Annotated in this window: 11 protein-coding genes; 8 read left to right on the top strand and 3 right to left on the bottom strand. The window is 43.0% G+C overall.

The window, feature by feature from the left end:
* Positions 1 to 25 precede the first annotated feature (25 nt).
* Together serC and AACL23_RS08355 are read right to left on the bottom strand one after the other, a co-directional pair.
* Entirely contained in the window at positions 26 to 1132 is a 1107-nt protein-coding gene (gene serC / locus AACL23_RS08360; RefSeq protein WP_012738015.1) for a 3-phosphoserine/phosphohydroxythreonine transaminase, read from the bottom strand.
* 76 nt (positions 1133 to 1208) lie between these two features.
* Complete coding sequence (locus AACL23_RS08355; RefSeq protein ID WP_339051165.1) at positions 1209 to 2096, bottom strand: DMT family transporter; 888 nt, start codon at positions 2094 to 2096, stop codon at positions 1209 to 1211.
* A gap of 257 nt (positions 2097 to 2353) precedes the next feature.
* Here AACL23_RS08355 and AACL23_RS08350 point away from each other — a divergent pair, with 257 nt between their 5' ends.
* From AACL23_RS08350 to AACL23_RS08330, 5 genes are all read left to right on the top strand, one after another.
* Complete coding sequence (locus AACL23_RS08350; RefSeq protein WP_044612235.1) at positions 2354 to 3115, top strand: hypothetical protein; 762 nt, start codon at positions 2354 to 2356, stop codon at positions 3113 to 3115.
* A 96-nt stretch (positions 3116 to 3211) separates the two neighbouring features.
* Positions 3212 to 3748, top strand: coding sequence for a hypothetical protein (locus tag AACL23_RS08345; protein WP_339051163.1), 537 nt, complete (start codon positions 3212 to 3214; stop codon positions 3746 to 3748).
* A gap of 88 nt (positions 3749 to 3836) precedes the next feature.
* The gene (locus tag AACL23_RS08340; RefSeq protein ID WP_339051161.1) at positions 3837 to 6272 is read left to right on the top strand and encodes a TcfC E-set like domain-containing protein; all 2436 of its coding nucleotides are present in this window, start codon (positions 3837 to 3839) and stop codon (positions 6270 to 6272) included.
* Positions 6273 to 6295: 23 nt separating this feature from the next.
* Positions 6296 to 7465: a hypothetical protein gene (locus AACL23_RS08335; protein WP_339051159.1), complete on the top strand. Its 1170-nt coding sequence runs from the start codon at positions 6296 to 6298 to the stop codon at positions 7463 to 7465.
* Positions 7466 to 7706: 241 nt separating this feature from the next.
* Positions 7707 to 10427 (top strand): autotransporter outer membrane beta-barrel domain-containing protein, encoded by a 2721-nt coding sequence (locus tag AACL23_RS08330; RefSeq protein ID WP_339051157.1) that lies wholly within the window; start codon positions 7707 to 7709, stop codon positions 10425 to 10427.
* Positions 10428 to 10518: 91 nt separating this feature from the next.
* Here the strand turns inward: AACL23_RS08330 and bioA are convergent, their stop codons facing one another.
* Positions 10519 to 11820: an adenosylmethionine--8-amino-7-oxononanoate transaminase gene (gene bioA / locus AACL23_RS08325; protein ID WP_100096293.1), complete on the bottom strand. Its 1302-nt coding sequence runs from the start codon at positions 11818 to 11820 to the stop codon at positions 10519 to 10521.
* Between the two features lie 553 nt (positions 11821 to 12373).
* Here bioA and AACL23_RS08320 point away from each other — a divergent pair.
* From AACL23_RS08320 to AACL23_RS08310, 3 genes are read left to right on the top strand one after another with little or no spacing between them, the layout of a single operon-like run.
* On the top strand, positions 12374 to 14500 hold the full coding sequence (locus AACL23_RS08320) for a peptidase domain-containing ABC transporter (protein ID WP_171770492.1): 2127 nt from the start codon (positions 12374 to 12376) through the stop codon (positions 14498 to 14500).
* A complete protein-coding gene (locus AACL23_RS08315; RefSeq protein ID WP_339051155.1) occupies positions 14497 to 15873 on the top strand; it encodes an HlyD family type I secretion periplasmic adaptor subunit in 1377 nt (458 codons plus the stop codon). Before AACL23_RS08320 ends, AACL23_RS08315 begins: the two co-directional genes overlap by 4 nt.
* A gap of 1 nt (position 15874) precedes the next feature.
* Entirely contained in the window at positions 15875 to 17989 is a 2115-nt protein-coding gene (locus tag AACL23_RS08310; RefSeq protein ID WP_339051153.1) for a type I secretion system permease/ATPase, read from the top strand.
* The last annotated feature ends 64 nt before the right edge of the window (positions 17990 to 18053 follow it).

The following is an 18053-nucleotide window of genomic DNA, read 5'->3' as shown; positions in this document are numbered from 1 at the left end:
ATTGACTTTAGCCAATCGAAAAAAATTAACCATAACGCCGGGCAAACTCAACCATAAACTCCGTTAACTTTTGGACGCCCTCTACAGGCATGGCATTGTAAATAGAAGCTCGCATTCCTGTTGCTGCTCTGTGGCCTTTTAAACCTTCTAATCCTCTTTTTTTAGCTTCGCTTAAAAACAACTCATCTAATCTTGGGGTAGATGTCGATAATGAAAAAGGGACATTCATCAATGAACGGTGAGTAGGCGCAACCTGATTGAGGTAAAATTCATTCTCATCGATGGTGGAATAGAGCAATTGGGCCTTCTCGCGATTACGTTTTTGTATTTCAATTAGCCCGCCCTGATCTTTGAGCCACTTAAATACCAAGCCAGAGAGGTACCAAGCAAAAGTCGGCGGGGTGTTAAACATAGACTGAGTGTCTGCAAGAACCTGATAATTGAGAATGGAGGGAGTGTGTTGGTGGGCTTTTCCTAAAAGATCGTCACGAACAATCACCACGGTCAAGCCAGCGGGCCCGATATTTTTTTGAGCTCCGGCATAAATCACCCCATAACGGTCCACATCAATAGGGCAAGATAAAATAGAAGAAGAAAAATCAGCCACCACATCTTTATGATGAGAGAAAATCGGGGGGGCATGAATGGCAATACCTTCTATGGTTTCATTAGGGCAGTAATGAACATAAGCGGCATCCTCACTTAATTGCCACTCACTTATGGGTTTGATGGATTGAAAAAAAACGCCACTGATTGGCTTACGAACACTGGCATCAATGATATTCGGGACGCCATATTTTTTTGCTTCCAGAATGGCACTTTTTGACCAATATCCTCCAGTGATATAGTCCGCGGTTTTTTTTTCACCTAATAAATTCATAGGAACCGCTGCAAATTGACCTCTGGCACCTCCCTGGCAAAAAAGCACTTTATAATTTGAGGGGATATTCAGCAGATCTTTGAGATCCTGCTCTGATTCTTTTGCTATTTTTTGAAAAAATTCACTTCGATGACTGATTTCCATCACCGATATTCCTTTCTTTTTTCTTTCAGCCAGCTCCTGTTCTGCTTGAAATACGACTTCTGCGGGCAGCATCGCAGGGCCCGCACTAAAATTATAAATCAGAGGCATTAATGTTTCCCTTTTTATTTTTGATTCATTGATTTCTTTTGATTAAGAATGGATTATGTCTCGCCCTTTACTGATCTCAATGTATTCTTAAGTGTTTTTTAGGAATCAACGTTAACAAAATACCGAAAATCAATGGGACCACAGAAATCATCGAGCGATTAGAAAGTGTATGCCCATACACCAGATTTTCAAAACTGAGCGCAATTAAAGGAAAGATCAAAAAGGCAATAGAGGCTTGAAAGACACCGGCTTTTTGTTGAAGCGCAAAGTAACACAAAATACCAAAAATACCCGCAAAAGGCCCCAAATACATCACCGCCCATAGAGAAGCCATAGAGAAATATTGAACATGCGGTTTCTCAGCGTACCATCCCAAAATAGATAAAATCACACCTGCTCCTAAACAAGGGAGGGCATTGAAAGTCACGACTGCAACCTGACAGGCGCGTTTTTTACACTGTGCATACATGCAAGCATGCATAATAACGGCTAAAACAAGGCTTAAAATACCGAATAAATTGCTTTGAGCCTCTGTTTGAGATTCTTGAAATAAGATATATGACAAGGCGGTCACTGAGAGGGTTAATCCCACTATTTGTAAAAAATGCGCTTTTTCTTTCAAAAAAAACAGGGAAGCCACTAAAACGGCCACAGGCATATTTGCAAACATAATCGAAGCCAGGCCTGAGCCCACGAATTGTTCACCATAGATGGTTAATGTGAAGGGAATAGCGAAATAAAACAGACACACAATGACTTGAAACCCTCTTTGGCCCGAAGGAAATAAAAGCGGTGTTTTTGTGGCCCAGGCAATAGAAAGCAAAACAGGGGCCGCGCATAAAAACCGCAGCCCTGTTGCAAATATAGGAGGGATGGTATCAACAGCTATTTTCATTGCCATCCAAGTGGTTCCCCAAGTGAAGGTCACCAACGTAAATAGCATGAATACAATCAATTTGCGCATAATCATATTCCACAAAAATGAAAACAGGTTCACCATCGCCGACGATAGATAAACCGTACACACCCCAAAATCAATATTTTTTAATCATTAATAAATATTAATCATAAAAAAGATATCAATGAATAATTTTAATAAATGATATTAAAAATTAAAGCGTAGTCACAACAAGTCATTTTTAAATCCATTACGATCCCTCCCTGGTTATATAGTATTCATTTTACCTTTTCCCTGAAAAAAAGGGTCAGATATATGAGGATATGATGGGCCGTTTTAAACAGGTTTTAATGATGACCCTTTCTGGATTTTGCTTTTTCGGTCAAACCCTATTTGTGTCCGCTACCGCGGGGATCTCGATTGGCGCTATGTACGATGTGCTCAATTCAGAAACACAAAGCATGAGCAAGCGAATTTATAATAGCGGAGATTCAACCGCATTTGTCCGTGTTGAACTGCTCGAAATTCACCCCGGCGACAAAAATACCTCTCAAGAAATACCACTCAAAGAAGTCACGGGAAACGTCCTCGAAAAAAACAGACTGATTGTCACGCCTTTACGCCTCATTATTCCGCCTGGCGGGTTTCAGGCCGTGCGTATTTTGTGGCCAGGCGATAGAACAACCGAAAGATATTTTCGTATCAGGTTTATCCCCGTTGCACCTAAGGCTGACGACGATTTTGGACTCGATAAAAAAGCGCTGGAAAAACACAGTCAAGAGATGAAGGCGGGTGTCAATATTTTAGCCGGATATGGCAGCATTCTCATTGTTCAGCCTGATAAGCCTGTTTTTAACTCTGTGATCAATGCGGACTCCCCTAAGGTGATCACCATCCAGAATAACGGAAATACTACCATTTCTCTCAATAAAATTCGTGAATGCAAAAATGCAAATACAGGCTGTGGTCCTTATAGCCGTCGGTTTGTTTTGCCAGGCAGAACATACTCTATGAATAAAAAATCGGGATATCAAACGAATTTCACTCTCATTGAGGGGAATAACCAGCGGAAATTCAGTGATTAACGCGGGTCAGTAGCGGCTGTGTTATCAACAAAAACGCAGCCATATTTATGTCACATCATCGCTATTAAGCGATTGAATTAAGGAAATATGCATTTTATGCAACCGTTTAAAAAAACCCATTTGTGTGTTTTAAAAAAATATTTGGCCGTGGCGGCGTTATCCTGCGCAGCGAGTGTGATCTCAGTGAAATCTATAGCGGACCCAAAAAATCTGGATATTGAGTTAACTGCACAAGTTCCAGAGAAAGAGTTCAAACTTGAGGAAAAAAAGATTGAGCTAGCAATGACGGCAGATACAACGAAGGAAATATTTACAGGAGAAACTGATATCAGATATTTAAACGCTGAGAAGGTTCAGAGTTTAAAAGTGAAACTTATTAATCATCTACCACAATTGATTCTTTTAAAGGATGGGGAAAGGGTTTTGACAGATAACATTAGTATAGGAAGTATTTTGATTAATAATCAACAATTAGTGAATATTGAGTCGGGAGCCAATTTCAATCAAAATGATCTGAAGTCTTTTGATCAAAAAGGGATTCATTTAAAAATTACCTCTGAATCTTATGAAAACGCACCAGAAGGTAAGTATGAAGGAACTGTGACTTTGCAATTTGATGCAACTATCTCATAAAACCCGCGAAGCAAACTGAAGTTCAGGATACTGAATTCGTCATCATTCGCTCCCACGGAGGCCGCCAAGATCTTTTGGCGGCTGATTCATGAAAAAATATTTATCTGTTCTATTGACCATCACCCCTCTTTTCGCCCCTGCACAAGAAATGACACTGGCCTCTCATATGCGCGGGTTGCCTGACGATTTCAAGCGGTATTTTTATGACTCCGAGCTGATTGTGCAGGTTTATCTCAATGATACGGCGCTTTTTGATGCGGCGATTTCGTTGAAAGAAAATGGTGAAATTCGACTCATTCGTATTGTTGATACATCTTATCAGGCTGATGACGTTGATCCCGAGATTAAGGCGCGCTGGGCTGACGTTCTAAAGCAGGGGGTGTCTGTGGGTCAATGCACCCAAAATTGCCCTTCTGGGTTGATGGCGGTGGAATACCGCCTGGATAATTCTGTGCTGAAACTGTACACCTCGCAGTATGAAAAAGGCCAGGTCAAAACTGATTTTATCTCTCTGCCCAAAGACATGCCTGGCGGGGTGATGATGTATAACACGGTGTCTGCCAGGGGCACATCCCATAAAGAACGCAGCTGGGGGATCAACTCCACCCTAAAATCCTCGTTTGCCGGCTGGAGCCAGAACGCTTCCTTTTATTCTTCCGGTACGGGAGAGGGTCATCATCGAAAAAGCAGCTCAAGCCTGTATCAACTTTTCTCTCAAAAAGAGCTTCAAGGCAGTTTTGTTCGTTTAGGATTATTCACACCCAGCTCAGATACCAGTAACGTCCAGACATCAGGTTTTGGCGATCACTCGGTGGTCGGTGCCATGTGGGGCACCTCCGATACATTGCTCATCCGCCAGGACAGTGTCAGTGCATTTCCGGTTTATATCACCGGGCGCAATCAATCCATTGCCGAAGTCTGGCAAAACGAGAGACTCATCTATACCCAACAGCTTCAATCTGGCATACAAGCACTGGACACGCGTCAGCTGCCCAATGGTATCTACGATATCACGATCAAAATTATTGAAAATGGCCAAACGGTGGACACTCAAAAAGCGCAGATTTACAAGCCCCAGGGCTGGAATGATCCAGACAAACGCTGGCGTCTCAACTTCTGGGGAGGACAACGAAGAACATTCGGCACCAGCTGGCATCACAAACAAAACAATAATCCTTTTACGGTGGGTGGTGAAGTCGATATCCTGGCACATCCCCGGGCGATTGTCGGTTTAAGCGGGGCTCTGGCAGAAAAGGAGACCCAGGTCGGCACGCGGGCGAACATCACGATCTCTGAGAATGACCGGTTATTTACCCAGTACACGCTGAGCAATACTCAGGAACACTTAAGCAAAAATACCACTATTCATTATTACCGCAAAATTCCCATCGGCTCAGCGGGCCTATACTGGCGATCAACGAACAAAAAATATCATGATCAGAAAACACGATCTCGCGAGCGTCAACATACCTGGGGGACGAATTTGTCTCTGAGACTGCCCTGGTCAACGTCACTCATGCTCAGCGCGGAATATGTAGATAGAATTCAAAATAAGGGATTCGGTGCTGATATCTCTCTCAGCAAATCGACCCAGATATCAGGCCATAATACGAATTTCAGACTCAGTGGGTATCACAGACCGGGCTTTGACAAAAAAGAGCGTGACCAAGGCGTTTCATTTGGCGTCAGTGTTGCGCTTGCGCCGGCTAACCGTCACAGAATTTCAGCCGAGACGGGTTTAAATCAACATCAGAATTACTCCAGCCTGAAATATCAATGGGAACCGGGTGATGATGATAATCCCATTCGCACACTGGGCGCCGGTGTTTCACAAAGCTCGAGAAATACCATCATCAGCACAAATGGGGCAATCGAAGCACGTTACCTGAGCGGAAATGTCTATACGCAACATCATATACAAGGCAGTTCCCATACTGTGGGCGGAAATTTGAGCCAGGTACTGGTGCTGGGCGGCGGCAAGGTAGGCGCTGCTAACGGCAATAACAGAATGGAGTCAGCGCTTATTGTAGATGTCGATGCAGATGATGACAGTACCAGCATTCTGGCTTCTGGAAATATGGGCGAAAAACGTTTGTTCAAGGGCAAAAATATTGTGCCAATCCAGTTATGGGAAAAGAACAACATCCAGTTTACGGCCAGAGGGGGCGAAGGTGTGCAGGTTTTCCCTGAGCATCATAGCGTGCAAATGAATCGCGGAAGCGTGAAGTACCTTAAAGTAAAAGCCATGAAAACCTTCACGTTGGTCGGCATGTTGAAAGACGAGCAAGGAAACGTGCTCAAGAATCGATACGTGAGCAGCGATGTTGCCGGTGCGATGATCAATGCCGACGGCGTATTGACCCTTGATTCTGGGGTATCGAATCGCTTACTGAGCGTTACAGAAAAAGAAGGGCGCCCCAAGATGCAATGTGCGCTGCCTTCAGAGATGGACAAGAAAAAACAAATTCACTTTATCAACACTGTCTTGTGCAGAGCAGTCAGTGTAGGAGAAGAAAAATCATGAGGTTAATATTCAGGGTGCTCTCAATGAGCATCTTATTGCTTGCCGTGAACATGGCAGCGAGGGCAAATGAAGTGACACTTTATTATGAATGGGATGCTGAAAATCAAAACGGTCTTACATTCATTGAGGAGAGACAAGGAGTTGATTCTTTTAATATACCAAATTTTATACAGACTGGTGTCAATGGATCGGGAGATCCTCCGAGGCAGTTTGTATCATCAGCACTACAATTGAAACTGACTCCCAATGTTAATACTCAAAAGTCAAATATTGATTTGAAATCCATTCCCCCAAAAACAGTGACATTAAAATTACAAAATCGTTCTTTACAAACAATAAATTTGATGTTTCATCTAAATACATTAGATTTCAGATATCAACCATCGACAGAAAATAATCTTAAAAATATCAATTACGAAGAATCCTTCTGCGAAGGAGTAACCGATACAGAACCATATCTTGGCGTGATTGAAAAAAGATATTTAATAAGCTTGAAAAACGGAAATAATTGTAAATTTCAAATTAATGATCTCAATCAATCTGATCAAATTGCAATAGGTTTTGCTTATCAAATATTTTTGAATAACAATAATCTATTAAAAATTCACTCAGGAAGATACGAAGGAGAAGTGAGTTATTCGATTGACAATATTGTTAACACACATTCAAATTTCAGCAAAAACATAGACCATTTTACAATTAAGTTTGTTTTAAATGTGAAGCATCATCTGAAGGTTCACCTCACAGGTCATTCAAAGGTGCAACTGGAGCCATGTGCTCAAGCAGGCAACTGTAGAGCAGCCACGATCAATCAAAATTGGCAAAACTGGCACCAAAATCGATACCCCCTGACCGGTAAAACCCGGTTTTCTTTATCAAGTTCCGGGCCTTTTAAAGTTTATCTGGAATGTGAATATGAATCTCAAAGTGGATGTGCTATCGAAAGTAAAAAAAACCAAACATTGGTTCCGGTTCAAACGCGGCTGGCGCTGCCTGATTTTGCTGTTCCAGAAAATAAATTGCTTCAAACAAAAAATCATGTTGATGATATTATTTTCCCTCCGGATGTTAATAATCAACAAGGAGATATAAATTTTTCAGTCGCTTCGGATAATGTGGAAACAATGCTAAAAAACGCGCCAGATACTTACAGTGGAAGAGTCACGGTTGTGTTTGACACTGAATTCAATTAAATCCCATCAAACTGAGCAAGCACAGTGCCGCAGATCATGCCCCTTGTGCCTTGCTTCTGTCAGTAAACGTTCCAACTCTCAACACCGGGCTCACAGTGCCATCCTGTTTACTCTGCTGGTCATTAGAAATTTGACTTTTTTGTAAAAGCTTATTTAATTATTGAATTGGTCAATATATTAATCAGTCTGTATGACGCGACATCCATCACGAGCCCATCCCTTCCAACCAGAGTGAAAAACGATGCGATACAAAAAAATCACACTGCACACCCTCAGGCTGTCTGTGCTGACGATGTTGATACACAGTGGGGGCAGTATTTCAGAAACACAGATTTTTAATCGAGGAACCCATGAGTTGACTGAACAGGCTTACCCTGACGGGATAGAAGCGAAGAATCAAGCTCAGGTGAATAATCGACCAAGACAACCTCTATCCCTGTCTAGCGGTGGAAGTAAAAAAACCGCGGTGAAAACCAGCGGAGTGGGCACCTCTGTGATGCTGGAAGGCACTGAAAAGCAAAAAATTACAGTGGACACCCAGGCCGCAGGCAGTTCTTATGGTCTTTGGGCGATAGACGACTCCACCCTGACACTCAGGCATATGGAGATAACGTTGAAGGGTGCCAACGACTGGGCGGTCGCTGTGGAAAAAGGGGCAAAAGTCGATATCGGGAACAGCACCCTCAGCGGCATAAAAAAGAATTTTTATGGTCTTTGGGCGAAAGGAAAAGAGACAGAGGTCACGGGTCATCAACTGAAGATAAATTCACGAAATGGAGATGGGGGTAGAGCGGTCACTTCTTACAGTGCCAGGATAACGCTCAAAGACAGCACCATCAGCAGTCAAGGAGAAAACTCTCGAGGTATTCTCACATTCGAGGCTGCCAGGGTGACAGGACATCATCTGGACATCAACGTAGAGGGTCAAGGTGCCAGAGCTATAAGCGCTGAAGGAGATTCCACAGTGGATATCCAAAACAGCACCGTTAGCAGTCACGGAGAAAATTCTTTTGGTATTGTCACATTCGACAGTGCCAGGGTGACAGGACATCATCTGGACATCAAGGTAGAGGGACAAGGTACTAAGGCTATAAACGCTCAAGCAGATTCCACCGTGGATATCAAAGACAGCACCGTTAGCAGTCACGGGAAAAATTCTTTTGGTATTGTCGCATTGAGGCGTACCAAGGTGACAGGCCATCATCTGGACATCAAGGTAGAGGGTCAAGGTGCCAAGGCTGTAGGATTTAGCGAAAATTCAACGATTCATCTTCATGACAGCCATATTCAAACCCTGGACAAAAACTCAGCGCTGCTTTATTCCGCTGTAGACACCAGAGACCCGACCGTGACCATCACGGGCGGGTCTCTGAATGCCGCCGGTGACCTCATCAGGTCTGCAGACGGAAAAACGAACATTGTTTTCAGCAAGGTCGTTATCTCCCCGCCAGGCAGTGGAAATGCCATTCATTTTACCGGGACAGGAGGAGAAGTCGATTTAACGCTGAACCAGACAGCCCTCTACGGGAACATTGTGGCGGAGGGTGGGAATAAAGCCAACGTGACCCTGGACTCTGGCAGTACCTGGTCGTTTACCAACAATGCTACTGTAACAAACTTGAAAAATGCAGGACAGATTGTCTTTGAACCCCCTCATGACAGCCCTTCGTTTTCTACCCTCACGACAGACGATTACGAGGGCAATTCCGGGAAAATCCTGTTTCACGCCCGCCTGGAAGGCGACGATTCGCCCGCGAATCAATTGATTATCAATGAATCCTCCAAAGGCAACACCCGTGTGACAGTGCGTAATGTGGGCGGGAAAGGGAGCGCCACCAAAGGCGGCATTCGACTGATTGAAGCCAAAGAGGGCACTGACGGCACCTTTGTTCAGGATGGCCCCATCGTGGCCGGCTCTTATCAGTACTCTCTACGGAAAGGGACGACAGAAGACAGTAAAAACCACTGGTATCTGGTGTCCTCATGGTTTGCCCGGCCGGAGAGTTTGAGTTATGCGAATAATCTTCGAGCGGCCAATACGATGTTTCACATGACGTTACATGAGCGTCTGGGTGAAACCCAGTATACCGAGGCCCTGTCAGAGGACAGCCCTGTCCCTGGGATGTGGATAAGGGCGTCAGGAGGTCATCATACCTCTTCCCTGTCTGACAACGACGCGCAATCTGACCGCTATGTGATGATGTTAGGGGGACATATCGCCCAGTGGTCTTCTGATGGCCTCAACCGTTATCATTTGGGGGTGATGGGCGGATATGGCCATGAGTACAGCAAAGCGCATCATCGTACGAATGAGATGTCGTCGCAAGGGAAGGTGCGGGGCTATAGTGCAGGGGGGTATGCCACCTGGTATCAACATCCCAAAGCGCCTTCGGGTTTTTACGTCGATACCTGGGCGCTGTATCACTGGTTCAAGAATGACGTGACGCCTGAAGAGCGGCGTACGGAGTCTTACAAAAGCCGGGGGGTGACCGCGTCTGTGGAGGGGGGATATCTGTTGACGGCAGGGGAAGTAGTTTCCCGCTCGGGAATACTGCATAGTTTTTGGGTTCAGCCCAAAGCCCAGCTCACCTGGATGAATGTCAAACCCGAAGACCACACTGACATCAATGGCACCCGTGTGACGGGCCGAGGGGATTATCTGCAGAGTCGGCTGGGTTTACGGGCGCATTTGCTGGGGCACAGTCCGCAGGACGAAGGAAAACCACGGGAGTTTCAACTCTTTTTTGAAGCGAACTGGATTTACCAACCCAAACCGATGGCCATCCGCATGGACGACGAAATGCATGAGATGCAGGGGGCGCGTCACCTTGGGGAATTCAAAATGGGCGTGGACGCAAAAATCAGTTCGCGTTTATATCTATTGCTCCATGTGACTCATCAAATAGGCAAAAAAAGTTACAGAGATACTCGAGGGGCGGTGGGCGTTAAATATCATTTTTGAAGGATGGCCGTAAACAAACCTTATCTGCCTGTCACACATGAGACAGGCTTGGGATGGCAATATGTCTGTTTGTTTTAAATGAATTATTTTTTTAATTTTGTCTATTAAAAATAACATGTGCCATAGCTTGAGTTAATTGCGTGAGCTGTTCTGGGCGAATAATATAAGGGGGCATCACATAAATCAGTTTTCCAAAAGGCCGGATCCACACTCCCTGCGCAACAAATTCACGTTGTAATGAGGCCACATCCACTGCTTTTTTCATTTCTATCACCCCTATCGCGCCTAACACCCGTACATCCAAAACGGTAGGATGCGCGGATAAAGGAGATAATTCTGCCCAAAGCTGATGCTCGATGGCTTTCACCTGAGGTTGCCATTCATGACGCGCCAAGATTGCCAGATTTGCATTTGCAACCGCACAGGCCAATGGATTCGCCATAAAAGTAGGGCCGTGCATAAAACAGCCTGCTTTTCCTTTGCTGATCGTATTGGCTACCTCTCTGGTACATAAAGTGGCTGATAGGGTGAGATATCCTCCTGTCAGCGCTTTCCCTAAACATAAGATATCCGGCGCGATGGCCGCATAATTGCACGCAAATAACCGGCCTGTTCGGCCAAATCCTGTGGCTATTTCATCGGCTATTAATAAAATTTGATGCCTCTCACACAGAGCACTGACTTCACGCAAAAAAGCGGGATGATAAATACGCATGCCCCCCGCGCCTTGTACAATCGGCTCCAGGATAACCGCCGCAATATCCGTATTATTTGTTTCTATGAGTTGTGAAAATGATTGAATTTCTTCGTTATTCCAAGGTGCGTCAAAAAAATGACCCTCTGAAAACTGATAGGCAGGAGGGGCAGGCGCAAATAAATTTTTTGCCACATATCCCTGATAAAGCGCCTGCATAGAATTTTCAGGATCACAAACAGAAAGGGCGCCAAAGGTATCTCCATGATAGCCCTGACGAAAGCTCAAGATTTTTGATCGGCGCTCTCCTTTGGCGTGCCAATATTGCAACGCCATCTTTAACGCCACTTCGACTGACACAGATCCAGAATCTGCGAGAAAAACACAATCCAGGGGATCGGGTGTCAGAGCGATTAATTGTCGACATAGATCAATGGCCGGCGAATGGGTGATCCCACCAAACATGACGTGAGACATTTTTTCTATTTGCTGATGAAGCGCCTGGTTCAGCTCCCGACAGTTATAGCCGTGAATAGCCGCCCACCACGAAGACATCCCATCGATTAAACGTCGCCCATCTGCCAGTATGAGCTCAACGCCCTGAGCGCTTTTCACGGGATAGCAGGGCAAAGGATCGATCATGCGGGTATAGGGATGCCAGATATGATGGCGATCAAAATCCAGATCATCTTGCTTCATCAAAAATGATTTTCTCTTTATCTGATCTTTGCGCTAAAAAAAACGCCATATTCGATATTCTCGATGTCAGGCAATTCATCATAAAAATAAATTAAAAATGTAAATGTATTTTAAAACAACCTCAGTATATTTTTGATTGAATTTTTTTACATCTATATTCATAATATCGTGGTTTAAATTTAGTTTTTATTTCAAATATTAATAATTCTTATTTTTTAATTATTCACAATTCGAATATTAATTTATAAAAATCAAGCAAAAATTTTTAAGATCTTTTCTCGCTTTATTTTTTAACGTTTCTTTAATAAAAACAATTATTGATAATCCATGTGATCATTTTTTAAGTTAAGAGTAATTAATATAGGAAATAAATTCTTGGATAAATGGATTTTGAAGAAATTAAAAAATGAATAGGTGTTTTCTTAAATCCGCCTTTTTTCCCTTCGTATTTCTATCAAATCTTATGTACAAATATATTTGTTGATAATTTAAGCAAGAATGATTCATTTTTCGTAATAAATAAAAAATTTTTTAGGAGCAATCGACTTTGGTTATTGAAAATCATCTTTTATCAGCTCTGGTTTGTTCTGCGCGTTTATTAAACCTGGCTGGATTGCATCCGATCAGTATTGAAAAATTTCGCAATAGTTGCCTTTTTAATGATGAAGATCGAGTGACTCAAGAACAGTTAAAAAGGAACTTAAACCAGTTTGGAAAGCTTTCTTCCGCGAAATTTCATTTGCGTTCATTAACATTAGACAAATTAAAACCCCAACACTTACCTTTGGCCTTCCGTGATAAAACGGGCCAGTTTGTGATATTAGCGGGCATAAATCAACAACAAGCTTTATTACAATACTCTAATACACAAAAACCGGAAATCATCAATAGATCGGAATTAGACAATCTATGGGGCGGCCTTTGTTTGTTCTGCAAGCAATCCCGTTTTGATATTCGTTGGTTTATTCCTGTTTTTCTTCGGCATCGTCGCCAATTAACCCAGGTATTATTGGTATCTTTGATGTTGCAATTATTAGCGCTGGTTGCGCCTCTGTTTTTTCAGGTGGTGATGGATAAAGTATTGGTTCACAACGCATTGGCAACGCTTGATGTGCTTGTTATCACTTTAGTGGTGGTTGGGGTCTTTGAAGTGGTGCTCAAAAGTTTACGGGAATATTTATTTGCCCACACGACCACTCGGGTCGATATTCAACTGGGGGGGAAATTATTTCATCATTTGATTCATCTGCCTTTAAGTTACTTCAAACAACGCCACGTGGGGAATATTGTCGCCCGAGTACGCGAGCTCGACAGCATTCGTGAATTTATTACCGGTTCTGCTTTGACTTTATCAGTGGATGTTGTTTTTTCCGTCGTTCTTTTTACGGTGATGTGGTTTATTTCCCCTTATCTCACGCTGATTGCCTTAGCGTCTTTACCCTGTTTTGTTGTTTTGGCGTTCATGACCACAAAACCTTTACAAAAAAAAGTAGAAACACTGGCTTGCTGTGCGGCCCAAAATGGGTCTTTTTTAACGGAAACTGTAGCAGGCGTTGAAACCCTGAAAAGCTTGGCGTTAGAGCCCCGAATGCAACATCGTTGGGAGGAGCAAACATGCGATTTTGCTAAAGCGAATTTTGATGTACAGAATGTACAAAATTTCAGTACTCAAACAGCCCAGCTGTTACAAAAATTGACCACGACCTCAGTGATTGTGTTTGGGGCTTACGAGGTCATGGGGATTCATCTGAGTATTGGTCAATTGATCGCCTTTCATATGTTATTGGTTCAAGCCATGTTACCGATGACGAAACTGGTAGATTTGTGGCAACAAAGCATCCGTGCTCAAGTGGGATTGTCTTTATTGGCAGATATATTGACTTTACCTATGGAGAATAGTGGGTCTGGTTTTAAACCTAAAAAACCTCTTGAAGGGGCAATCAGTCTTCATAAAGTCATTTTTCGTTATCGTCCTGATCTTCCTCCCGTACTACGTGAATTGACATTACGAATTTCTTCAGGGGAGCATATTGGATTAGTTGGGCCTTCTGGATCAGGCAAAAGCACGATAGCTCGTCTGATACAACGCCTTTATACAGCCGAACAAGGGGAGATCTTAATAGACGGAAAAAATGTTAATCAGTTCGACGCTCATGCTTTAAGACGTCAGGTCGGAGTGGTGATGCAGGAAAATTACTTATTTAATCGCACCGTACGAGAAAATATTGCCCATGCTTTTCCTACAGCGCCTTTGGAACAGGTGGTTAAGGCCGCGTGTCTGGCAGGTGCGGATGAATTTATTCTGGCTTTACCTCTAGGATATGACACTGTTTTATCTGAAGGGGGATCTTCTCTTTCAGGAGGGCAACGTCAACGTATTGCCATCGCACGTGCGTTGTTATCGGATCCCAAAATACTGATTTTTGATGAAGCCACCAGCGCATTAGATGACGATTCTCAAAGTCAAATCATGAAAAATATGGCAGAGATTGTGGCTAGCCGAACGGTGATCACCATTGCACATCGTTTATCTACAGTCCGTCATTGTGATCGGATTGCCGTTATTGAAGGAGGCGTGCTGACAGAATTAGCATCACATGATGAATTATTAGCCTTTAAGGGAAGCTACTACCGTTTATGGCAACAACAAATTAACTTTAGCACTGAGGAAATGAAATGAAATTTTTGCAGGCCTTTTATCAAAAAATGATGAAATGGCGCGAGAAAGAAAAGAAAGTACAACTCACTCGGGATGAATATGATTTTTTACCCGCTTATTTAGAAATCATTGAACGCCCTGCAGCACCTTGGGCTCGTCGTACTGCCTGGTTAATTTTAGGATTTTTATTGTTGGTATTGCTTTGGTCGATTATCGGAAAACTGGACATTCATGCCACTGCTTTAGGTAAAGTTATCGTGTCTGATCGTACTAAAGTGATCCAATCTCTTGACCCCGGTACGGTCATTGCCATCAATGTACGAGATGGCCAAAAAGTGAAAGCGGGGCAAGTTTTGCTTGAGCTTAATCCGGTTGGAATTGATACTGAAGTACTGAAAGTGAGTGAACAACTTGCTCATCGTAGCCTGGAAAAAGCCCGGTTAACGGCCCTGCTCACTTCAGCTCCATTATCCCATTTTTCCCCTCCTGCAGATACAGAAGAGTTAATTGAAGCCAGCCGTGCTTTACTGCAACGAGAGTTTGATGAGGTGAACGCCGAGTTAGAACGTCAAGATATGAAAATAGCGGTCAATCAAACGAATGATGAATCAGTGCAAGAACAAATATCGAATCAAAAAACGCTGATTCAAAATATTGAACAACGTTTAAAAGCCCTTCGTACACTGGCAAAAACGCAGTCTATCGCAAAAATAGATCTCTTGGAAAAAGAGAAAGAATGGTTGAACGGGAAGGCACTTTTAAGTGAAATGCAAGGAAAACAAAAAATTTTGCTTTCAGAAAAGCAAAGTTATTTACAAGAAAAACAGCGTTATATGGCAGAAAAAAAACGCGATTATCGTGAACGCCTTAACAAAGTTCAGGAAAACATCAGTCAACTAAAACAAGAAAAAATTAAATTAATGGATAGGCAGCGTTTACAAATGTTGAGATCTCCTATTGATGGTGCGGTGCAAGAACTTTCTGTACATACATTAGAGGGGGTGGTCTCTTCGGCACAAAAATTAATGTCCATCGTACCAGAAGATACTCATCTGGAAATTGAAGCCATGGTATTAAATAAGGATGTCGGGTTTGTATTACCCGGGCAAACAGTGGAAGTGAAGGTGGATAGTTTTCCTTATACTCGTTACGGCACTTTAAAAGGAGAAGTCAAACATGTTTCTTTGGATGCAGTGGAAGACCAAAAGCAGGGGCTTATTTTCCCTACTCGTATTAAATTAATGGATGATACCTTGAAAGTGGATGGTCAATTAGTACGCCTATCTGCGGGTATGTCGGTCAACGCTGAAATTAAAACGGGTAAGCGTCGCGTGATTGATTATTTACTCAGCCCTCTACAGCAGTATCAATCTGAAGCGATGAGGGAACGTTAAAATGGCCAACCACAAAAAGTCCAGCGTTCCTTCTTTACTGGCGCTTGCAAGGGGAGCCGCTTGCTTTGATTTAGCAATAGAGTCTGCCCAGTTAGAACATAAGTTGGGTTTGCCGATAGAGAAAATAGACGACATCGCTCTTTGTCGATGCGCAAATTGGATTGGACTTCGAGCACGTAGAATTAAACAACCTGTCGCTCGATTAAACACAATGCCTTTACCTGTTTTATTTTCAGAGGGGGGAAATTGGTATTTATTATTAAATCTGAACGAAACTCATGCCGTCGTTTACTCTCCTCTTTCTGATAACGAGGGGAGTATCTCTCGTGAGCAGCTCAATCAGTTATGGTCAGGGAAAGCCATCTTATTGGCAAAAGCAGAAAAGCCAGCCAAGAAGGCAGCTTTTGGTTTTGGCTGGTTTTTACCTTTGATTCTGAAACACGGTAGGCAGTTACGCAATATTGTTGTTATTTCTCTATTATTACAGGCCATACTTTTGGTGAGTCCTATGCTGTTTGAAACAGTCATTGATAAGGTGTTGGTCAGTCGTGGTATAGATAGCCTGATCGTATTAGGTATGGCGATGATAGGATTGGCTATTGCTGAACCTATTTATACTTTTTTGCGAGGCTGGCTATTTTCAAATCTTTCTACTCGAGTTGGAGCTGAGCTTAACACCCGTCTTTATCGTCATCTGATGAGTTTACCTTTAAACTATTTCAGCAGCAGACAAACGGGGCAAATTATTGCCAGGGTCCGTGAGATGGAGCAAATTAGAAGCTTCCTGACAGGATCAGCCTTAACCATGTTATTGGATTTATTTTTTGTCAGCACCTTTATTGCAGTCATGTTTTATTACAGCGTCAAGTTGACTTCAATTGTATTGATATCCTTGTGCTGTTACCTGGTATTTTGGCTGTGTGTGGGGAAAATTTTACAAAAAAGAGTCGAACGTGAATATGAAGAGAGTGCCAATGCCACTTCTTTTTTAACCGAAGTGATCACGGGTCTTGAAACCATTAAAACCACGACAACAGAAAAACAATTCAACCGTCAGTGGCAACAATATTTAGCGAATTTTGTTCGTTCGGCTTTCAATACCAAACAAGTGGGTAATTTAGCAGGCCAGGGCATTAGTTTAATTTATAAAATAACCTCCGCTTTATTACTTTGGTATGGTGTTCAGCTCGCGTTAGAAGGCAAATTGTCCCCTGGTGAGTTAGTCGCATTTAATATGTTTTCGGGTTACGTCACCCAGCCCATATTACGTTTAGCCCAAATTTGGCAAGATTTGCAACATACAAAAATTGCATTAAAGAGAATTGGCACCATTTTAGATAGCCCAAGTGAACCCGGTAATTCAGGTTTGGTTTCATCTGCTCAGAGTGCAGGTCGTATCGCTTTTAAACAGGTTCGTTTTCGATATTCTCAGGACACACCAGAGATACTACAAAATTTGAATATATCCATAAAAAGTGGTGAATTTGTTGGAATAACAGGGCCTTCTGGTTCTGGGAAATCTACCCTGACCAAGTTATTGCAACGTTTATACACACCACAAAGCGGTCAAATTTTAGTCGATGGACAAGACCTGGCAATCACAGATCCAACCGCTTTACGCCGCAGAATGAGTGTGGTTTTACAAGAAAGCATCTTATTTTCTGGGACAATACAGGAGAATATCTGTCAGTGTCGACCTAATGCTGATATGGAAGAAGTAGAAAAAGTCGCCCGTTTGGCCGGCGCTCATGATTTTATCATGGGCTTAGCTCAGGGGTATGAAACACAGGTGGGTGAAAAAGGCGGCATGCTTTCTGGTGGGCAACGGCAACGGATTGCGTTGGCAAGAGCATTAATGGCGGATCCTCAAATTTTAATTTTAGATGAAGCGACCAGTGCCTTAGATTATGAATCAGAGGCGGCTATTATGCGTCAACTGCCTGAAATTACTCGCAATCGTACCGTTATTTGTATTGCCCACCGTCTCAATACCTTACGGGGTTGTGATCGTATTTTGTTGCTAAAAGAAGGGGTTGTTCACGAGGAAGGCACTCACAGCGAACTGGTGGAACAATCCGGCCATTATGCGCGTTTATGGGCGCTACAAACCACTTAATCGCTTTTTTTATTTCTTTTAAGATAAACAGAACCCTCTTGAAATTACCCAGAATATTCAAGAG

The organism is Candidatus Williamhamiltonella endosymbiont of Tuberolachnus salignus, assembly GCF_964019775.1.
GTDB classification, from domain to species: Bacteria; Pseudomonadota; Gammaproteobacteria; order Enterobacterales; family Enterobacteriaceae; genus Hamiltonella; species Hamiltonella defendens.
Note: the sequence above shows the minus strand (reverse complement) of the source record. Positions and strands in the feature narration are given on the sequence as shown.